Annotated in this window: 15 protein-coding genes and 1 pseudogene; 8 read left to right on the top strand and 8 right to left on the bottom strand. The window is 64.2% G+C overall.

From position 1 onward, the window contains the following. The first annotated feature begins 12 nt into the window (after positions 1-12). Positions 13-744 carry a hypothetical protein gene (locus tag ACEWFR_RS11325; protein WP_374061121.1) on the top strand — a complete coding sequence of 244 codons (732 nt, stop codon included), beginning with the start codon at positions 13-15 and terminating at the stop codon, positions 742-744. Between the two features lie 4 nt (positions 745-748). Here the strand turns inward: ACEWFR_RS11325 and ACEWFR_RS11320 are convergent, their stop codons facing one another. Then, positions 749-2,158 (bottom strand): hemolysin family protein, encoded by a 1,410-nt coding sequence (locus ACEWFR_RS11320; protein ID WP_374061120.1) that lies wholly within the window; start codon positions 2,156-2,158, stop codon positions 749-751. 112 nt (positions 2,159-2,270) lie between these two features. On the opposite strand from ACEWFR_RS11320, the gene ACEWFR_RS11315 reads away from it, so the two are divergent. From ACEWFR_RS11315 to ACEWFR_RS11305, 3 genes are all read left to right on the top strand, one after another. Continuing rightward, the gene (locus ACEWFR_RS11315) at positions 2,271-2,576 is read left to right on the top strand and encodes a glutaredoxin family protein (protein WP_374061119.1); all 306 of its coding nucleotides are present in this window, start codon (positions 2,271-2,273) and stop codon (positions 2,574-2,576) included. Continuing rightward, complete coding sequence (locus tag ACEWFR_RS11310) at positions 2,576-3,091, top strand: redoxin domain-containing protein (protein ID WP_374061118.1); 516 nt, start codon at positions 2,576-2,578, stop codon at positions 3,089-3,091. Before ACEWFR_RS11315 ends, ACEWFR_RS11310 begins: the two co-directional genes overlap by 1 nt. A 61-nt stretch (positions 3,092-3,152) precedes the next feature. Further along, a complete protein-coding gene (locus ACEWFR_RS11305) occupies positions 3,153-3,737 on the top strand; it encodes an L-threonylcarbamoyladenylate synthase (protein WP_374061116.1) in 585 nt (194 codons plus the stop codon). A gap of 313 nt (positions 3,738-4,050) precedes the next feature. On the opposite strand, the gene ACEWFR_RS11300 is transcribed toward ACEWFR_RS11305, so the two are convergent. Together ACEWFR_RS11300 and ACEWFR_RS11295 are read right to left on the bottom strand one after the other, a co-directional pair. Continuing rightward, positions 4,051-4,737, bottom strand: a complete 687-nt coding sequence (locus tag ACEWFR_RS11300) for a hypothetical protein (RefSeq protein ID WP_374061115.1) — start codon at positions 4,735-4,737, stop codon at positions 4,051-4,053. A 179-nt stretch (positions 4,738-4,916) separates the two neighbouring features. After that, entirely contained in the window at positions 4,917-5,507 is a 591-nt protein-coding gene (locus ACEWFR_RS11295) for a conditioned medium-induced protein 4 (protein WP_098725055.1), read from the bottom strand. 181 nt (positions 5,508-5,688) lie between these two features. On the opposite strand from ACEWFR_RS11295, the gene ACEWFR_RS11290 reads away from it, so the two are divergent. Then, the gene (locus ACEWFR_RS11290; RefSeq protein ID WP_374061114.1) at positions 5,689-7,866 is read left to right on the top strand and encodes a (Fe-S)-binding protein; all 2,178 of its coding nucleotides are present in this window, start codon (positions 5,689-5,691) and stop codon (positions 7,864-7,866) included. Between the two features lie 25 nt (positions 7,867-7,891). Here ACEWFR_RS11290 and ACEWFR_RS11285 read toward each other — a convergent pair whose 3' ends face one another. From ACEWFR_RS11285 to ACEWFR_RS11275, 3 genes are all read right to left on the bottom strand, one after another. Beyond that, on the bottom strand, positions 7,892-8,332 hold the full coding sequence (locus tag ACEWFR_RS11285) for a type II toxin-antitoxin system VapC family toxin (RefSeq protein ID WP_374061113.1): 441 nt from the start codon (positions 8,330-8,332) through the stop codon (positions 7,892-7,894). Further along, entirely contained in the window at positions 8,329-8,607 is a 279-nt protein-coding gene (locus tag ACEWFR_RS11280; RefSeq protein WP_374061111.1) for a hypothetical protein, read from the bottom strand. The genes ACEWFR_RS11285 and ACEWFR_RS11280 overlap by 4 nt, the downstream gene beginning before the upstream one ends. A gap of 65 nt (positions 8,608-8,672) precedes the next feature. Further along, a complete protein-coding gene (locus ACEWFR_RS11275) occupies positions 8,673-9,419 on the bottom strand; it encodes a type 1 glutamine amidotransferase (protein WP_374061110.1) in 747 nt (248 codons plus the stop codon). 134 nt (positions 9,420-9,553) lie between these two features. Between ACEWFR_RS11275 and ACEWFR_RS11270 the strand changes: the two are divergent. Then, positions 9,554-9,712 (top strand): annotated as a pseudogene (locus ACEWFR_RS11270) (RNA-guided endonuclease TnpB family protein); the annotation flags it as partial. Positions 9,713-9,806: 94 nt separating this feature from the next. On the opposite strand, the gene ACEWFR_RS11265 reads toward ACEWFR_RS11270, so the two are convergent. Continuing rightward, on the bottom strand, positions 9,807-11,081 hold the full coding sequence (locus ACEWFR_RS11265; RefSeq protein ID WP_374061109.1) for a class I adenylate-forming enzyme family protein: 1,275 nt from the start codon (positions 11,079-11,081) through the stop codon (positions 9,807-9,809). A 188-nt stretch (positions 11,082-11,269) separates the two neighbouring features. On the opposite strand from ACEWFR_RS11265, the gene ACEWFR_RS11260 reads away from it, so the two are divergent. Then, the gene (locus tag ACEWFR_RS11260) at positions 11,270-13,351 is read left to right on the top strand and encodes a cation:proton antiporter (protein ID WP_374061108.1); all 2,082 of its coding nucleotides are present in this window, start codon (positions 11,270-11,272) and stop codon (positions 13,349-13,351) included. A 39-nt stretch (positions 13,352-13,390) separates the two neighbouring features. Here ACEWFR_RS11260 and ACEWFR_RS11255 read toward each other — a convergent pair whose 3' ends face one another. Next, on the bottom strand, positions 13,391-14,179 hold the full coding sequence (locus ACEWFR_RS11255; protein WP_374061107.1) for an alpha/beta fold hydrolase: 789 nt from the start codon (positions 14,177-14,179) through the stop codon (positions 13,391-13,393). A 271-nt stretch (positions 14,180-14,450) separates the two neighbouring features. Between ACEWFR_RS11255 and ACEWFR_RS11250 the strand changes: the two genes are divergently transcribed. Next, entirely contained in the window at positions 14,451-18,929 is a 4,479-nt protein-coding gene (locus ACEWFR_RS11250) for a VWA domain-containing protein (protein WP_374061106.1), read from the top strand. Positions 18,930-18,950 lie beyond the last annotated feature (21 nt).

The raw sequence follows: 18,950 nt of genomic DNA, 5'->3' as shown, positions 1-18,950 counted from the left end.
GCGAGTGCGAGTATGGACGAGGACGCCGTCGACGTCACCGAAACCCCCAACGAGACGACCCAGTGGCGACGCGACGCGAGCACCTCGCGAACCGTTCGACTCCTGTGGACCTTCGGCGTCGGCACCTTCTTCGCCGCGATCGGCACCGTCGTCAGCTGGCGACTGTACAGGGTCGCCGGCGAGATCGGCGGCGGAACCGTCGTCATCGCCCTTATCGCCGCGCTGGCCGCCACGGTCCTTGCCCTCGCTGCCACGGACGACACCGAACGGCATCTCGAGCGGCTCACCCGACCGCTCCCCGTTGAGGTCCCGTCGGGAACGAAACTGGATCGAGCGATGGACGCCGCCGTCGGTGCGGTCGTGATGGGTGCGGTCATCGGCGCGCTAATGGCGGTCGGTCGGTACGTCTCGCAGAACGAGCTACTGGCCGTCGGTGCTGGCCCCTTTACCGGGCTGGCCGCACTGTTGATTCCGATCGCCCTCTTCGCGCTCGTGTTCGCCTCGTTCCTCCAGTCGGTCGGCGCGCTCGACCGCGAGGACCGCACGATCTACCTCTACGAACCGGATCAGGCGATCGATCTCACAGTCATCGAAAACGTTTCGATCCGGCCGATCGGCGATAGCGCCGTGGTGACGCTCAGCTACGCCCAGCCGGACGGCCAGTACGTCCAGGGACCGAGACGGCTCGTCGTCCCGCCCGCAGTCGCACGTGACATCGCAGCGATCGTCGACTCGCAGCGCTGATCGCTCACTCGTCGTTTTCGTCGATCTCGAGCGGGGGCTCCCCCGCTTCCTCGTCCAGTTCAGGTTCCGCGTCCGTGATCTCGAGTTTCTTCAGACGGGCTTTCATGATGCGGGTATTCTCGACGGACTCGACCGTGATGCGGACGCCGTCGTAGGTGATCTCTTCGCCCTCCTCGACGAGCCGGCCCGCGCGATTGAAGATGAAGCCGGCGATGGTCTCGAACTCCTGGCCCTCGGGGAGATCGATCTCGAGGGACTCGTTGACGTCCTCGATATTCACCTCGCCCCGGACGAGGACGGTGTCGTCGTCGATCTCCTCGATCGGCTGTTCCTCGCCGCCCTCGAGGATCTCGCCGATGATCTCCTCGATCATGTCTTCCATCGTCACCAGCCCCTCGGTGGTCCCGAACTCGTCGATCACGATCGCCATGTGCATCCGGTTTTCGCGCATCTCAGTCAGCAACTCGTCGACGTTTTTCGACTCGGGGACGTGCAGCGTCGGCTGGATGAGATCCGCGAGCTCGAGTTCGTCGTTCGCCGACTCGCCGTAGTTGAGATCGCGGACGAGATCGCGGATGTGGACGACGCCCTGGACGTTATCGAGACTTCCCTCGTAGACCGGCACGCGGGCATGACCGCTCTGGATGCAGGTTTCGATGGTCTCGTTGATCTCGGCGTTTTTCGGAACGGCCGTCATATCCAGCCGCGGAGTCATCACCTCCTTGACGATCGTGTTGTTGAAGCGGAAGATACGCTGTAGCATCTCGTGTTCTTCCTCCTCTAAAACCCCCTCGCGCTCGCCGGACTCAATCATCTCCTGGATCTCGTCGCGAGTGACGTACGGGGTTTCGATCGCTCCCGTCGTCGAGCCGGTGAGGCGGTTGAGTTGTCGGGTGAGATAGTCGAAGAGGACGACGAGAGGGAGCATCAACCGCTCGGCGGCTTTCAGCGGTCTGGCGACGCGGATCGACCAGGACTCGGTGTTCTCGACGGCGTAGGACTTGGGCGCGCTCTCGCCGAACAGCAAGACGATAGCGGTGATCCCGAGCGTCGCGGCCGTGACGGCCGCCAGCCCGCCGAGATACAGTCCGAGGAGGGCCGTCGCAATCGACGACATCGCGATGTTGACGATGTTGTTCCCGACGAGGATCGTCACGAGCAGCCGATGGGGGTCCTCCTTTAGCGCCTTCACGCGTGCCGCGCCGGGGATGCCGTCTTCAGCCATCCCCTCGACGCGGTGTTTCGGGATCGAGAACAGCGCGATTTCGGACGACGAGAAGAACGCGGAGAGACCGACGAGGACAACGAGAGCGAGCGCGCCGAGGATCGTCACCATCGACTGGTCGATCTCGAGACCGACCAGTGGGATCTCGTAGACAGCGAGCACGACCTCGGGGGGCGGAGACAACGCCATTGATGTACAGGCTTATGGCCGGATCGGTTAACCGTTTCCCATTTTACGATCGGGTACGGGCATCGCCGCCGGCGACGACACGTTTACCCGGCCCTTTCCCCTACATTCGTCTATGAGCGAAACCGCCGAACCACCGATCACGTTCTACCGGCTTCAGGGCTGTCCGTACTGCGAGCGGGTCACCCGGCTGTTGAACGAGTACGACCTCTCGTATCGATCGCGGTTCGTCGAACCGATGCACTCCGAGCGGAACGTCGTCAAACGCGTCGCCGGTGTCCGAACCGTCCCCGTCGTCGCCGACGAGAATACGGGCGTCACGATGGCTGAAAGCGCCAACATCGTCGACTACCTCGAGTCGACCTACGGCGAGGGCGATCGCCCCGACGCGGCCGCGGCGAGTGCGGGAGGTGACGACTGATGCCCGACTTCGAGGTCGTCGAACTCGGCCCAGCGGACCACCCCGAACCCGGCGAAGCAGCCCCCGACTTTACCCGACCGCTCGTCACCGACGAGTTCTGGGAGGATCGGACGCTGTCCGAACTCGTCGACGAACGCGACGGCCGAACCATCCTCGTCTTCACGCCGATGACCGGCTCCTTCCTCGCGAAGTACGTCTGGGACGAACTCGCGGAACGCGACTGGGACGAACGCGCGGACCGGGTCGTCGGCGTCACGGCCTCGACCCCTTACGGCGTGAAACGCTTCCTCGCGGACAACGACTCCCCCTTTACGTTCTTCAGCGATCCCGGAAACGAGGTCGCGGCGTCGTACGGGATCGACCACGACATCGACGGCATGACCGGCATCAGCGAACCGCGAGTCGCCTTCTTCGCACTCGACACAGATTGCACCGTCGAGGGCGCGTGGGTCGCCACCGACTGGCCCGAGTTCCCCGACTACGACGACCTCGAGGACGAACTCGGCCTCGTGTAGCGACCGTCGCGCCTGCGAGTCCCGATAGCTTTTTGCCCGGCATCCGCCGATTTCGAACCGAATGAGCGAACTGGACCGCGCGGCCGACGCGATCGATTCGGGAGCGCTCGTCGTCTACCCCACCGAGACGGTCTACGGCCTCGCCGCGGACGCACTCGAGCCCGAGGCCGTCGATCGCGTCTTCGAGGTGAAAGGGCGAGATCGATCGAAGCCGCTCTCCTTTGCGGTGCCGTCGGTCCCGTCGGCGCTCCGGTACGTCCGCGCGACCGATCGGGAGCGGCGGTTCATGGCGACATTTCTCCCCGGCCCCGTGACAGTCCTCTGTCGGCGACGCGAGGCCGTCCCGGACGAACTCACGGCGGGCCGCGACCGCGTCGGCGTCCGCGTGCCGGACCACCCACTCGCGCTCCGACTCTGCGAGCGGGCCAGCACGCCGATCACCGCGACGAGCGCGAACGTCAGCGGTCGGGCAAGCGCCCGGAAACTCTCGGATCTCGATCCCGAGATCCGGGAGGCCGCTGAAGTCGTCCTCGAGGGAGGCGAAACCGCCGGCACCGAAAGCACCGTCGTCGACGTCTCGAGCGAGACGATCCACCGTCGCGGTGCGCAGGCCGACGAGATCGACGCGTGGCTCGAGGACTCGTAAATGGGGAAGCCTCAACCAGTAGCAGGGACCACTGTCTCACTTCGGACCGGTCAACCGGCGCGCGGTGGCGCGCGCTGTCAGCCGACCGAGTGCTAGCGAGGGGGGCTGACGATATTGCGCGAGGGATGAGCGAACGAAGTGAGCGAATCGGCTGGGGAGGGCGTGGCGATTCCCTGTTGCCACGATAGCAGTATACCCTCTTTTTCTCTCAATCATCCTCGAGCGAACCGTTCCATTTACACGCCTATCGAATGGTTCGACTCGAGTCAGCTTCATCGTTCGAAACCGCATACATCACTGTCCGAAACCATCACTATCCGAACCCCAGCAGCGACCGCAAGGTTCGCGTCTTGACCCCACACTCTGTCGCAAACTCGCAGGACTCACATTTCGAGCGGTTGTTCGTCCGCCCGGGCGGACCGTCTAACTCGCGAACCGCCCGCAACGCGCTCCGATACTGCGCCTTCCGTCGCGTCGTCAGCTCGATCGAGCGGATCACGCCGTAGGCCGGATACTCGAGCCAGGCCCGCTCCACCGACGCCTGGTGCTCCCAGGCCAGCGCCTTCGCGGCCGCGACGGCGTGGACCGACTGGGACGTCCAGACGCCGGTTTCGGGCGGCTTCCCAGACGAGATCAGCGCCGGCTCGAGCGGGTCCGCGAGCACCTTGTGGACGATGCCCCGACAGTGCCGGCCGGTCGCGAATACCGCCCGATCGGCAGGAGCACGGAGGCGCTCCCATTGATCCCGTCCCTCGAGTCGATCCCGGGTCGCCGCCAGCCGCTCGCGGTAGCGAACGGACGGGACGGCGATCGGTTCGGACTCGAGGGCCCCCGGCGGGGCCTCGAGTAACTCGTCGTACCGAGTGGCGAGCGCTCGAATCGCCGCGACTTCGGGCGGCGGCTCGCGGTCCTCGTCCGGCAGCAGCCGCTGATAGTAGCACTTCCGCGGACAGTAGGCGGCGGTCCGCAGATCGCTGAACGAGATGGGCGTGCGAGTCACGCTCCGTCTGGCCGCTCCTTCTCGTAAAAAGTCTCGTCCGAATCTCGACCGACCGAGCGTTCGCGTCGCTCACGCCGGCCGGTTTCATCGAGGGGATCATACGGACTGCTGTCAGTCAGTTCCGGAGCAACCGCAGGACGGTTCGCGGTTGCGCCGGTATATCGGTACAGCAGACCGTATCAGAACTCGACTTCGGTCTCCATCCCTTCCGTCGCGTCCTCGAGGCCGTCCTCGCGGAGGTCGGACGTCATCCGCTCGGAGAGATCGGCGTCGGCGAGGACGCTAGCGAACTCGTCGCGGTAGCGATCGTTCGCCGCGCGGGACTGGTCTTCCGCCTCGGCGACGCGACGGTACCGCCGGATCCGGGCCTCGCTCACGTCGTACTCGTCGGCCAGCGTCGCGTCGTCCTCCTCGCGGTCACGGATCGCCGCGAGGTCGACCTCGTCCGCATCGGTCTCGCCGACGAGGTGCAACGACAGTCGTGCCTCGAAGACCTCGTCCGCGTCAACCCCCAGCTCGTCGGCAACCTCGTCGTCGCTCCGGTCGTCGTAGAAGGCTCTGGCGACCGTGATCAACTCGTCGTCCGAGAGCGACGTTTCGAACTCGTAGCGCTCACGCATCTGCTGGACGACGCTCTCGAGGCGGTCCTCGTCCGATCGCTCGTCTCGCTCGAGCGAACCGCGGGTGTTCTCCTGTGATTCGGTGACAGTTTCCTCGCCATCGGTGACGTCGGTGAAGATATCCCGGAGTTCCTCGGTTTTATCGTTCATGGGTGGACACTCCAGACGGGAGTCTATATAAGCCTGTTGCCAGATCACGTTGGGTCGTTGAGTCAAACACGGACGACTATTATAAACTCGAAATCGGAGGAAAATTTCCGCAAGACGGCAGCGAGGTTGTCTTCCGGTCCGTGGGGCAAGAATTAAGTTACAGCCCTGCCCGTCAATGGACATGAACACCATCGCACAAACAAGGGAGACGTACTGGGGGATCACCAGCGTCGAGTACGCGGTGTTCTATCTCCTTGCGTTTATCGCCATCGCCGTCCTCACCTACGGCGTCTACCAGCGGTTCAGCCGCTACGCCGAGGGGGACGACGATTCGTTCTCTCGGGTCAATGACCTCGGAAACCGAATCGTGAGCGCGACCAGAACCGTGCTCTCGAACGAGAAGCAGTTCAACAGGGACCTCTACGGCGGACTGATGCACTCGTTTATCATGTGGGGATTCCTGACGCTGTTCATCGCGACCCTGATCATCATGGTCGATCAGTACGCCTTCCAGAAAGTCCTCCACATGACGTTCTGGGAAGGCGACTTCTATCTCGCCTACTCGTTCATCGTCGACGCGATGGGCCTGCTGTTCGTCGTCGGCATCGGAATGGCCATGTACCGACGCTACTGGGTCCGTAACCACCGCCTCTGGGGCCGCCACACCTCCACAGAAGACGACATCTTCATCTGGACGCTGTTCGCGCTCGGCATCGGCGGCTTCCTCCTCGAGGGGCTGCGGATTTACAGCGCCGGTATCCCCGACCACGAGATCGTCAGCTTCGTCGGCTACGGGCTGGCGCTCGGCTTCAACGGGATCGGCCTCGCCACACTGGGAGCCGAGCAGGCCGGGCTCAATGGTTCGGGGCTGAACGTCGAGAACCTCCACTGGCTCGCGTGGTGGACCCACTCGCTGATCGCCTTCTTCTTCATCGCGTGGGTTCCCTACGCCAAGCCGTTCCACATGCTCTCTTCGTTCGCGAACGTCGTCACGCGCGACGAGAAGGCGGGTCAGCGCCTTCCGAACGTCCCCTCGGATCTCGACGCGACCAACGCGGAATCCATCGACGACTTCACCTGGAAAGAGATCCTGGACCAGGACGCCTGTACCAAGTGCGGCCGCTGTTCCTCCGTCTGTCCGGCGAAGGCCTCGGACCGCCCGCTCGATCCGCGCAACGTCATTCTCGACCTGAAATCGTACCGAGAGGACCTCGACGCCGGCGGCGAGGAACAACCCATCGTCGCCGACGGCGGCACGAGCGTAATCAACGCCGAGACGATGGAGTCCTGCATGGCCTGTATGGCCTGCATGGACGCCTGCCCCGTCGAGATCGAGCACCTCAAGAGCTTCACCCGGCTCAACCGCCAGATGACCGACCAGGGCGACGTCGCCCCCAGCATGCAGGACGTCTTCCAGAACGTCATGCAAAACGGCAACACGTTCGGCGACTCGCCGCGCAACCGGGGCGACTGGGCGGACGAACTCGAGTTCGACGTCACCGACGCCCGCGAAGAGGAAGTCGACTACCTCTGGTACGTCGGCGACTTCCCGAGCTACGACGAGCGCAACAAGCAGGTCGCCCGCTCGCTTGCGACCATCCTCAAGGAAGCGGACGTCAGCTTCGGCATCCTCTTCGACGACGAGAAGTTCGACGGCAACGACATCCGCCGCGTCGGCGAAGAGTTGCTCTACGTCGAACTTGCCGGCCACCACGTCGAGACCTGGGAGGACTGTGAGTTCGACAAAATCGTCTGTACGGACCCCCACTCCTACAACACGTTCAAAAACGAGTATCCGGAGGTCAACTTCGACGAGTTCTCGGACGATCCGATGATGCCCTTCGACTACGAGGAGCAGTGGAACGAAGACGGCGAAATCGAGGTCTATCACTGGACGCAAGCCGTCGAGGAACTCGTCGCGGACGGCGCCCTCGACCTGAGCGGCACGGAACTCGACTACACGGTCACCTACCACGACCCGTGTCACCTTGGCCGATACAACGACGAGTACGAGGCCCCGCGCGAACTCATCAAAGCCACCGGCTGTACGCTCGACGAGATGCCCCGCAACCGCAGCAACTCCTTCTGCTGTGGCGGCGGCGGTGGTGGCCTCTGGATGGACTTCGAAGAGGAGCCCAAGCCCAGCGAAGAACGCATTCGGGAGGCGCTCGAGGACACCGACGCCGGCAGCGGCATCGAGAAGTTCGTCGTCGCCTGCCCGATGTGCATGACGATGTACGAGGACGGCCGCAAAACTGGCGGCTACGAGGACGAGATCGAAGTCGTCGACGTCGCCGAACTCATCGTCGAGGCGATCGGGAAAGCCGACGAAGCGCAAGTCGAAGTCGCTGCGGACTGATTAGCACGTCACCGTTGTTTCCGACCTAACTGGTCCGTACCGTTGTCGGATCAATTCGATCCACGAGTCCATCGAAGTCGTCATCGAAGCTGAGCACGGCGTCGATGCCCTGATCGTCGGCGAGTGCGATAAGACTCGCGTCTGTGAAACTGAGTTCGTGATCGTCGTACCGTTCGAAGGCTCGAACCGTTTGTTCGAATTGATCGCCGGTTACGAACAGCAACTCTATCTTCTCCGAAACGGAACCACGTCCTGCAATTCGATTGCCGATAACACACGCTTCTCGATGGCTGCCCGTTCGCATTCGAGTAAGTGTCACGGCCTCGTCGTACACGTAATCATTCGTATATAATGCGCCGTACTCACCGGCCAATGCGGCTGTCATCGCTCTGTTTGCCGCGTCGTGATGTTCGTCCCGCTCGTTCTGTACCGCGACGAATACGCCGGTGTCGATGAGAAGGCTCATTCGCCGTAGAGGACCTCGTCGATCTCGCTCTCGGTCGTTTCGACTTCCCAGTCAGAGCTTCCTGATAACCACGCTTCGATTTCATCGTCCGATACCGGTTCGAAATCGTCGCGAAACGAGTCGAGTAACTCGTCTTTCGACTCGTATGTGGTCGCGATGATCCGATCGAGGAGTTCCTGCTGCGTCACGTTCCGTCCTGTTTCCAGCCGAATTTCCGCCTGTAGCTCCTCAAGACGGGATTTCGACGTGTCCGTGACCTTAATCGACGCGCTCATACCCACTAGTAGAGAGTTCCACTGAGAAAAATATTCCTCCGGGTAGAGCTTGCTACTTCCGAGAGTTAGTCGGAACGACCGGCACGGACTGTCTCGTGTTGTCCGTCTCTCTCGACAGCGATCTCATCCGCCTTCAGTTCACGGGCGAAATCGAGGAAGTTGTCGAAAACGAGCTTCGCCTCGCAGGACCGCTGATAGTTCGCGTCCGTGATTTCGCCAAGGATCGACTCGAGGCGTTCGTCGGAAAGCTCCTTCCGGTGGACGAGTTCGCGGGCGGTCTTCGTATCGTACTCGGGGTGGAACTGGACGCCGAAGACTCGGTCCGCGCGGAAGCCGTGGTTGGAGTAGTCGTTCTCGGCGAGAGGCTCGGCACCCGGCGGGAGCTCGGCGACCTCGTCGGAGTGGCTGGTGAAGGCGGTGAACGTCTCGTCGATGCCGTCGAACAGTCGCGACTCTGCATCCACGATCTGCTCGATCTCGCTGTAGCCGACCTCGTAGACACCCATGTCCGCGACGGTGCCGCCGAGAACGTCGGCCAGCAGCTGGTGCCCCCAACAGACGCCGAGGAACGGGACCCCGCGATCGATCGCCTCGCCGACCCACTCCTTGACGGGTGCCATCCACTCGTCGTCCCAGTAGACCGACGCTCGAGAGCCGGTAACCACGGCTCCGTCGTACTCGAAATCGTCCGGTACCGTGCCGTCAGTGACGTCGAACTCCGCCAGAGACGCATCGAGTTCGCGCCGGAAGTTCCGCGTCGTGTTCTCGTCCCGATGGGCTGCGTTCAGGACGGCGATTCGCAGTTGACTCATTGCCTCTTAGTGGTAACTCGATAAAAATAGGTGTTCCGCCCAGCGCCGACATTGCCGTGACCGCCGACGGTGATCGGAAGCGCCAGCGCTCGAGCGGAACGGCCAACGGACGGCCACAGCGGACGCGCTGACAAGCAGACGTGAACGGTGCAGTCAACATCCGACGAAAGGTAACTCAGAATCCCCCTACCGGGGATATGAGTAACGGTCGTTTGGCACGGCCAGTCGCCTCCCTGTTCAATCAAACCTCGGGTCGTTTCGCACTAAGCGAACAGGTGGGTTGCGAACCGTAATATCCCAACGCTGAGCAAATCGGAGATTTGCGAGGGACGCGAATCTTTGATTCGCGTGACTCGGGAATCTTCGCCCGTCAGGGCGGTGTGGATGTCAACGACGAACGTAGTTCCCGTCGCCATCTCGGCGAAACCGGTCGGCGGTGTCGAACCAGCCGTCGATGAACCGACCGCGGTCACTACGCTCGTCGGACTCGTCGTGCTGGTCGTACTCGTCGCGCTCGTCGCGCTCGAGTTCAGCGGGTTCGTCCCAGTTCTCTACGTCAGCCCCACGGGCGGTCACGTAGCCGTCGGCGAGCATCGGTCCGGAGAGCTGCAATCGGCCGTCCGCTTCGCCCTCGAGGGGCTCGCCCCCGCCGTCGACTAGCCGGGCGCGACAGTCCGGCACCGGGCGGCCGACAGCGGTCCCATCGACATCGGCTCCCGCCGAATCGCTCTCGGTTTCGAATCCCTGGCTCAGGGCGGTCGGACACTCGAGGCAACCGTACACTCGTGCGATCGGGACGCCACACTCCCGGTACGCCGCGACCACGTCGTCACCGACCGGGGCCTCGCAGATGGCTCGCTCGAGCGATTCGACGGCGTCCTCGAAGCCGGATTGGGCCGCGAGATCTCGAAGGACGGTCTCCCGACCGGCCAGCAGCGTCGCCCGCTCCTCGGCGATCGCGGCCAGCGCGTCGCCGGGGTCGAACGCGCGGTCGAGCAAGAGCGTGCCGCCGACGTACAGCACCGACAGCGCGACGCGTACGAGGCCGGCGGCGGTCGAGAGCGGTGCGGTGAGCGGGACGGTATCGTTCGCGGCGACCCCCCACGCCGCGACGCTCGTGAGGCAGTTGCGCTCGATGGCGTCGGGCGAGTAGCCGGCGACTGGTCGACCCGTATCACCGTGGAGGGCAAGCAGCGGGTTTTCCATCGACGGTCGCTCGTCGGCATCGACATCGTCTCGTTCGGTTTCGGATAGTTCCTCGAGCGTCACCGCCCGATCGAACGGGATCGATCGTACCAGATCGCGCTGGGCCGCCTCCGAGACGACCAGATCGGGCTCGAGGACATCGAAGGGGCGCTCGACGGTAGCCGGCGTCAAGAGGTGGGAGATCGGCGCGAACGTCGCACCGAGCCGTCGACAGGCAAAAAACAGCGCGAGCGCGGTAACCCGGTTTCGCGTGACGAGACAGACGGTCTCTCCGGGGCCGATAGCCAGCGTCGAGAGACGCTCGGCCGTCCGCTCCGCGATCGTCGACAGCTCCCCGTAGGAGACGCGATCCTCGTGGATCGTCTCCGCGGGTGCATGAAGTCGCCGCTCGGAGATGTCGACGACCGCCGTCCGATCCGGGAAGCGATCCGCCCGGTGGGCCAGCGAGAGGGTCACGGAACGCACTCCGACGTCGGGCCCCGTAGTAGATGGGGGGTCAATCGCAAGGGAGTGCGGATCCGCGTCCGTCTTCCACCGTTGCGGTCGGCGGACGACCGGCCGTCGAACTCGCTCGACGGGTTCGTCGGGAATCGGCGGAAAACACCACAGCAAAGAAGCCCCTACTCGTTCGGGGAAGCAGACGCATGCAGTTGGAGTGGTCGGCCGCAGCGTCGACGGTCGCGATCTCGGTTCCGGAGTTCCCGCTCGAGGAACCCGTACTCGTGTTCACCATCGCACTGGCAGTCTTCCTGATCGGGCCGCTGGTCGTCCGGCGGCTCGGACAGCCGGGGATCATCGGAGTCGTCCTGTTGGGGGCGATCCTCGGGCCCGGCGGGGTCGGACTCGTCGCTCACAGCGACGCGATCGTGCTGCTGGGCGAGGTCGGACTGATCTACCTCCTTTTTACGGTCGGACTCGAGCTGGATCTGCGACAGTTCGCGGCGGATCCGGGCAGCGCCGCGCTGTTCGGGCTCGTGAGTTTCGGCCTGCCGTTCGTCGTCGGCGCCGCCGCCGTCGCGGTCCTGCTCGATCTGTCGTTACTCGCCGCACTGCTTCTGGCGGCGGTCTTCGCCTCGCATACGCTGCTGGCGTACCCGATCGTCAACCAGTACGATATCACTGGGAACCGGGCGGTGACCGCGGTCTTCGGCGGCATCCTGTTTACTGACACGCTGGCCCTGCTGGTCCTCGCGCTGGTCCGCAGCGCCGCCGAGGGCGGACTCACTGCCCTCATCGTGATAGAAAAGGTCGTCGCGCTGATCGCGCTGGTCGGCGGCGTCTGGATCGTCGTCCCGCCGATCGCCCGGCGGTTCTTCCGAAATTTCAGCGAGGAGAGCTACTTCGAGTTCCTCTTCGTCGCCGTGGTCTTCTTCGGCGCGGCCAGCGTCGCCGCACTGCTGGACATCGCGCCGATCCTCGGGGCGTTCGTGGGCGGTCTCGCGCTCAACCGGCTGATTCCAGAGGGCGGGACGCTGCTCTCTCGGATCGAGTTCGCGGGCAACGCGTTCTTCGTCCCCTTCTTCCTGCTGCACGTCGGGATGCTCGTCGACGCGTCGGTCATCCTCGAGGGACGGCGGACGCTCGAGGTGGCGGCCGTGATCATCGGCGTCATGATCGCCCTGAAGTGGCTGGCAGCGTGGATCGTCACCCGCGTCAAGGGGTACACGGTCGACGAGCGGGGCGTGATCTTCGGCCTCTCCATCGGACAGGCCGCGGCGGCGCTGGCGATCACGCTGATCGGCTACGACGTGGGGCTGTTCGACGCCGCCATCCTCAACGCGGTCGTTCTCATGCTGCTCGTGACCGCCGTCGCCAGTCCCTGGGCGACGAAACGCGCCGGCCGGCGGCTCGCGCTGGCCGAGGACGTCGAGCCGGGCGGCGGCGCCCCCAGAGACCCGCGGATCCTGCTCCCGATCTCCCATGCGGCCGACCGCCAGCGGCAACTGCTCGAGTTGGCCTTGCTGCTCAAGGACGACGAGCGAGAGCGGCCGATCCACACCCTCACGGTCGTTCGACCGGACCGGAGCGGCGACCCGGATCGGGCGATCGACGACGCCTACGACGACCTCGAGGGACTCACCGCGATCGGGAGCGAGGCCGAAGTCCCCGTCGCCCCGGAGATCCGGGTCGACCACAATCCCGCCTCCGGGATCGTCCGCGGCGCGCTCGAGGTCCAGGCGGACCTGCTCCTGCTCGGCTGGGACGCCCAGCGATCGATCGGCCAGCGGCTGTTCGGGAGCATCATCGACCAGGTCCTCGAGCGGACGACCGACCCCGTGATGGTCGCCCGGCTCGGTCACCCGGTGAACATGACCGACCGGCTCTTCGTCGTCCTCCCGGACGGGATCGACCACCACGAGGGCTTCTTCGAGAGCGTCGCCCTGCTCAAGCGGTTCGCGGATCGCCTCGGCGCGCCGCTTACCGTCCTCGCGGTCGGTGACTCGGCTCACCAGTACGGACGGCGCTTCGATCTCGTCGAACCGGAACTGGACACCGAGTTCCGGGAGCTGTCCTCGTGGCGAGCCCTGCAGACGACCCTCGACGAGGAGGTGACCGCGGACGACCTGATCGCGGTCATCTCCTCGCGACCGGGCAGCGTCGGCTGGCACGACGAACTTCGGGAGCTACCGTATCGACTGGCGACTCTCCCTCCGGAGTCGTTCGTCCTGCTCCATCCGCGGGAGGACGCACCGGAGTACGACCGTCAGTTCCTGCGGTTCAAGTAGTCGAGGGGAGCGGGCGATCGGATCGCGGGCCCGGACCACTCACTCGCCTTCGCTTTCCGCGTAGGTCTCGAGAAAGCCGAGCAACAGATCGTTGACCGTCCGCGAGCGCTCGACGAAGCAGAGGTGGCCGGCCCCCTCGAGTTCGCGGAACTCCCCTCGCGGAAGTCCCCGAGCGAGGTCCCGCCCGGCGGCGGGCGAGACCAGCCCGTCCGCACCGCCGTGAATCACCCGCGTCGGCTGGGTCACCTCGGCCAGCCACTCCGTCGCGTTAAAGTTCTCGAGCGCCGCCGTCTGCGCGGCCCACCCCTCGCGGTCGGCGTCGCCGTCCGCTCGCCAGTCCGCGATCCCGTCCAGCACGTCGGGCTGGGCCTCGAGAAAGTCATCGGAAAGCCCCGCCGTGATCGATCGGCGAAGCGCGTTCCGATCGTCCGGCGGTGCAAAGAGCGCCTCGAGGTCGTACTCGTCCTCTCGAGCCGCGGTTCCGAACAGCGTCAGCGTCGCCACGCGACTCGAGGTCCGGGCCGCCGCGAGTGCGATCGCACCGCCGAGGCCACAGCCCACGAGGTGGGCGTTTCGAATCTCGCAGTCGGCGAGGACCGCCTCGAGGTCGGCGACAAGCGTCTCGAGGGCGTAGGGGCCGTCGGGTCGATCGGAGCGGCCGGTCCCGCGGAGGTCCCAGACGACGGCCTCGTGGGGGCCGGCGATCGCGGCGTGTTGCCACCCCCAGAGCCAGCCGCCGAGGCCGGCCTCGGAGACGAATACCACTGGTTCGCCCTCGCCGGTGCGGTCGTAGTACAGCGAGACGGACCCGTTTGTTGCGGTGGACATACGGGGACTGTGCGGGTAGAGCAAGGCGACAGTTTCGATTCCACGCGATCGGTCGTCGCCGTTCGCGAGGTACCCGTCGATCGAGATCCGTACTACCAGCCGAGACGTTTGTTCTCGTCGAAGGCCGTTTCAGTAGCAGTGAACTGGCTCCGAACGATCAGTCTTTCATTCTATCTTTTTTCAATCAGAAAGAGATGATAACATCCAATAGTATATTTTTCCCATGGGTTTCAGTAAGGGAGAAACGGTTGCAATAATCTTCGCCGCGTTGATGGTGACCTCACTGGTCGCCATACCCGCACTCGCGAGCGGACCAAGTGCGACGGCGAACGAACGATCCGCTTCGTACGCGGTCCACACTGCGAACGGACCTGGCACCGATACCGGCCCACCGAGTCAGAACGGCGACAGGCCGCCCGGACAAAGCGGTAACGGTCCACCGGGCCACGATCGCGGTGACGCGAACGTCACGGTCCCGGACCTCGAGGAGAACACGACAGTCGAGGCGACCCTGACCGCAACTGAACGCCTCGGTGACCTCGAAATCGAGAACGACACCGTCGCGGCGGCAGCAGCGAACGATACCGTCAGCGAGATTAACGCTTCGCTGCAGGAGTATCGGGGACTCCGATACGTCGACTCGCGGGCGGCGTTCGAACACCTGGCCGAAGCCCAGCGCGCCCTCGCAGCGCTGAAAGGAGCCATCGACGGAGACGACGCGGCAATCGTCGACGAGATCAGCGAGGACCTGTACGCGGCGATCGACGTCAGCGCGCGCCGCACCGTCTCCGATGCGACGGTCGTCGTCGCCGGAAATGACGGCGAGTTCTCCAATCCCGGGCAGCGTCAAAAAGCCGAAAGCGCGCTCGGAAATGCGATCGACTCGCTCGAGCGGGCCGACAGAACCGTCTCAGTCGACGCCTCCGGCAACGGAAATGGCAAACGGAAGGGGACGTCCGGAACCAGGAGCGCCGCCCAACCGACCGGTCCGGCCGACCGTGCAAAAGCGCTGACGCACCTCGAGAACGCTTGGAAGCACGCCGAACGGGCGCTCGATACGGTCGAAGCGAACACCGAACCGAGGCTCTCGCTGTCCCAGGGGCAGGCCTTCGAACGCAATGGGTCTGTTCTCGTTCCGGTCAGGGCGACCCTCGACGACGCGCGCCCGTACGCATACGACGATGCCGACGTGGCGATCGGCGGCGACGGCGATGCCGACGGCTTCACGTTCGTCACCGGTGAGTCGACCGTCACGACCGCGAGGGGTATGGCGCTCGTCGATGTCGGTTCGGAACCGAGGAACGTGACCGTCACAGTGACATCGACCGCCGCACACGATACCGACCGAACGGTCGAAGCGACCCACGAGATTCGCATCACGGAAGACGACGTTAGCTGGGAACGGCCAGATCCCGACGAATACCGAACCGTCGAAGTCGAAAACGAAACCTCAGGCGTAGCGGTCGCCGCCGGCGGTGACGGCCTCCACGAGACCGACGTGTCGATCAGTGACGAGACGCCCGAGAGTGACGACGTGTACCGTGCTGGTCCGATGGTTCGCATCGAGAACGCGAGACCGATCGACGAGGCGACGGTCGAGATTCCGATCGACGAGGACGCGCTCGACGAGGATGGTAACCTCTCGATCGTGACGTGGGATCCGACCAGTGACGCGCCGTGGACTCCCGTCGAGACCGAGATCGATCGCGATACCGGCGTCGCGACCGCCGAGGTCGATCACTTCTCGTTCTTCTCGGTGTTCCGGATCGAAGAGTGGGAAGACGAGACCAGCGACACGATCACGCTCGACGGTAACCAGACGGACGGTGACGTCAACAACGGAAGCGAGGTCGAGACGGCGGACTTCGTCTTCGTGATCGACGAAAGTGGGAGCATGGGTGGTTCGCCGATCCACTACGCCGAACTCGCTGGCAAACGCTTCGTCGGTGCACTCACTGACGATGAACGCGCCGGACGGGTCGGCTACGCGTCAGGCGCAAACCTCGATCAGCCGCTAACGAGCGATCACGATGCAGTCAACAGCAGCCTCGAGCGGCTGTCCGCGGGTGGTGGTACCGACACCGAGGCCGGACTGCGAGTCGGGCTCGACCACCTTGAGGAGAACAGCTGGGAAAACCGCTCGGAGGTGATGATCCTGTTGTCGGATGGGAACTCCAACAGCGGATCCTACCCGCGGTCCGTCGCCGAGGATGCTGCCGACGCGGGCGTCGAGATCAGTACGGTCGGGCTCGGGAACGGTATCGACGAGAACGAACTCCGCGAGATTGCGGCTATCACCGGCGGTGACTTCTATCACGTCGAGCGGGAGGAAGACCTGCCCGACACCTTCGAACGGGTCGCGGAGAACCAGACCGGTCCCGACCTGCAAGACACCAACGGTGACGGTATTCCGGACCTCGTCGCCGAGATGGACCTCTCGATGCCGACCGGTGAACCCGGCGTCGTCGGCGAACCCCTCAATCTCAGTCCGACCGCGCTCGACACCAGCGGTGACGGGATCCTCGACAACGAAACGGTCGACATCAACTACCGGGTCTTCCAGGAGGACAACAAAACGAAGCTCCACGCTTCCGTCACGTACGCCAAGCACCATCCAGCGCGGATCGATACGACCGGTGACGGTCTGACCGACGCCGAACAGCTCGAGGGGTGGGAGATCGAGATTATCGACAATCACGACGACGCGACGGAGATGCTCGAGATGATCACCGATCCCGACGACGAGCGAGACCCCGCAACGCTTCTCACGAGTCGGGCGGTCGAGGCCAACCCGCTGCTCTCTGACACGAGCGGGAACGGACTGTCCGACGCGAGAGAACGCGATCTCGGAACGGACCCAAAACGCGTCGATACGACCGGTGACGGGATCGCTGACGACGAAGCACTCGAGCTCAACCGGGAAGATCCGACGATCTTCACCACGACGCCGCCGAGCCCGATACTCGTCGATTATTCGCAGTGGTCCGAGGCGTCGACGCCGAGCGTTAGTTGGGAGCCCGGATTGAACAAACCGGAGGTGGACAGCGGACTCGACTGGTACTTCCAGTACCAGTATCGGATCGAGGACGCCGCCGGAATCGCCGAATACGAACTGAGCCGGGAGGGCGACCGTATCAGCAGTGATCGGCTCCACGGAGCGACGAACTACTTCAACGTCGCGGTGTACGAATCATTCTGGGAGGGCGCGTTCACCGCCTTACGCGGTTCCGAGTCCGACATCTACGTCGAAGACGTTCACGGAAACGCCAAGCAGGACCTGTTCGTCAGCCAGACCTCCTTTTACGGGGAACGGATAGACGACGTCCCGGGACTGGGTCCCGAACACGCGGGGATGCTCTCCGGGTTCACCCACTCTGGGGCCGAACTCCCCGAACTCCTCTACAGTATCTTCATCGACGACGGAGTAGGGGACACCGCTGCGGCGGTCGAAGAGTTCCTCGCCGAAGCCGACACGGAGTTACTCGCGGAGATCGTCCGCGGTATCCCCGAGAGCACCGTCCAGCAACAGCGAGCGGACAATCCGTACACGCAGGGGACCAACGGCTGTAGCTGGGACGGCGACCCCGACGAAATCGCGCCGGCGATGCAGAGCCCCGGTTCCCTGCCGTCGCATATGTCCGACTGCGAAAAGTACGCGGTCGGTTTCTACACCGGGTACGTGACCCACTTCATCTCATCGTTCATCTACGGTGGAACGATTACGCAGGGAGTCTCCGAGTCGACGAACATCGCGAGTCGCCTCTCGAGGGTGTCGGGCAAGGTCAGCACCGTCTCACTGACGGCGTCGACCAGCATGAAGACCAGCCGGGTCACAGATCAGTTCCTCAGAGCGAAACGAGCAGTGCCGAGCACCAAAGCGGACCGGCTGATTCGCGAACAGGCGACGTTCGGCTCCGGGCAGAATCTCCTCGCGAACTTCCAACGGATCGATACCGGAAAGCTCGCTCAGCTCCCCGGCGACGAGCTCCGGCAATTCCTCGTTCGAAACGGTGAGGACGGTGCGGACCTCATGCGCTACCTCGATGCCGACGCCGCCTCGGCGGTCCTCCGTCACGATCCTGCCGCCGTCCGGCACGTGATACGGAAGGTTCCCGAGGTCTCGCGGCAGGCGGACATCCTCTCCGGTTTGACTCGTGTCAGCCGAGCGAATCACCCCGAGTACGCGTCGCTCGCGGTCCGACACGGCGAGGACTTCACCGAGTTCGCGAATCGATTCGGAGACGACGCCGTGACGACCATCAACCGGATCGGCGATCCCGCCGATCAGAGACGTCTCCTGTCCGAGTCGCGGACTCGAACGGCACTGGTGGACCTCCAGCAAGCGCAACCGCAGGCCGCCCAACGGGTGTTCGACCTGTATAACTCGCGGGCGACCAACGCGGCGCTTCGACTCGGGGACGACGCATCGATCGAACCGCTGATTCGCATCGCCCAACAGAGCGACATTCGGAAGCTCCAGCTCGCCGTGACCCGCGGGGATCGGACCGTCTGGATCCAGACGCCACGGTTCGACGATACGGTCAGGAGCGCGCTCCCCGGATTCGATCGCGATACGGCGACAAAAATCGTCCAATCGGTCGTGGTCTCCGGATCGCAAGTGGATCTCGACGACGGGACCAGATACACAGCCGCGTCTACGGACCTCGAGTTCGATCTCGACGGGGACGAACTCGTCATCACGACCGACGGGAACGGGACGATCACGTCGTTCGAACGGATTGAGCGGTAGCGTCAGCGGAACCGCGATCCG

It is taken from the genome of Natrinema sp. H-ect4, from assembly GCF_041894845.1.
GTDB lineage: Archaea > Halobacteriota > Halobacteria > Halobacteriales > Natrialbaceae > Natrinema.
The sequence above is the reverse complement of the archived record's forward strand: the minus strand, read 5'-3'. Positions and strand labels throughout refer to the sequence as shown.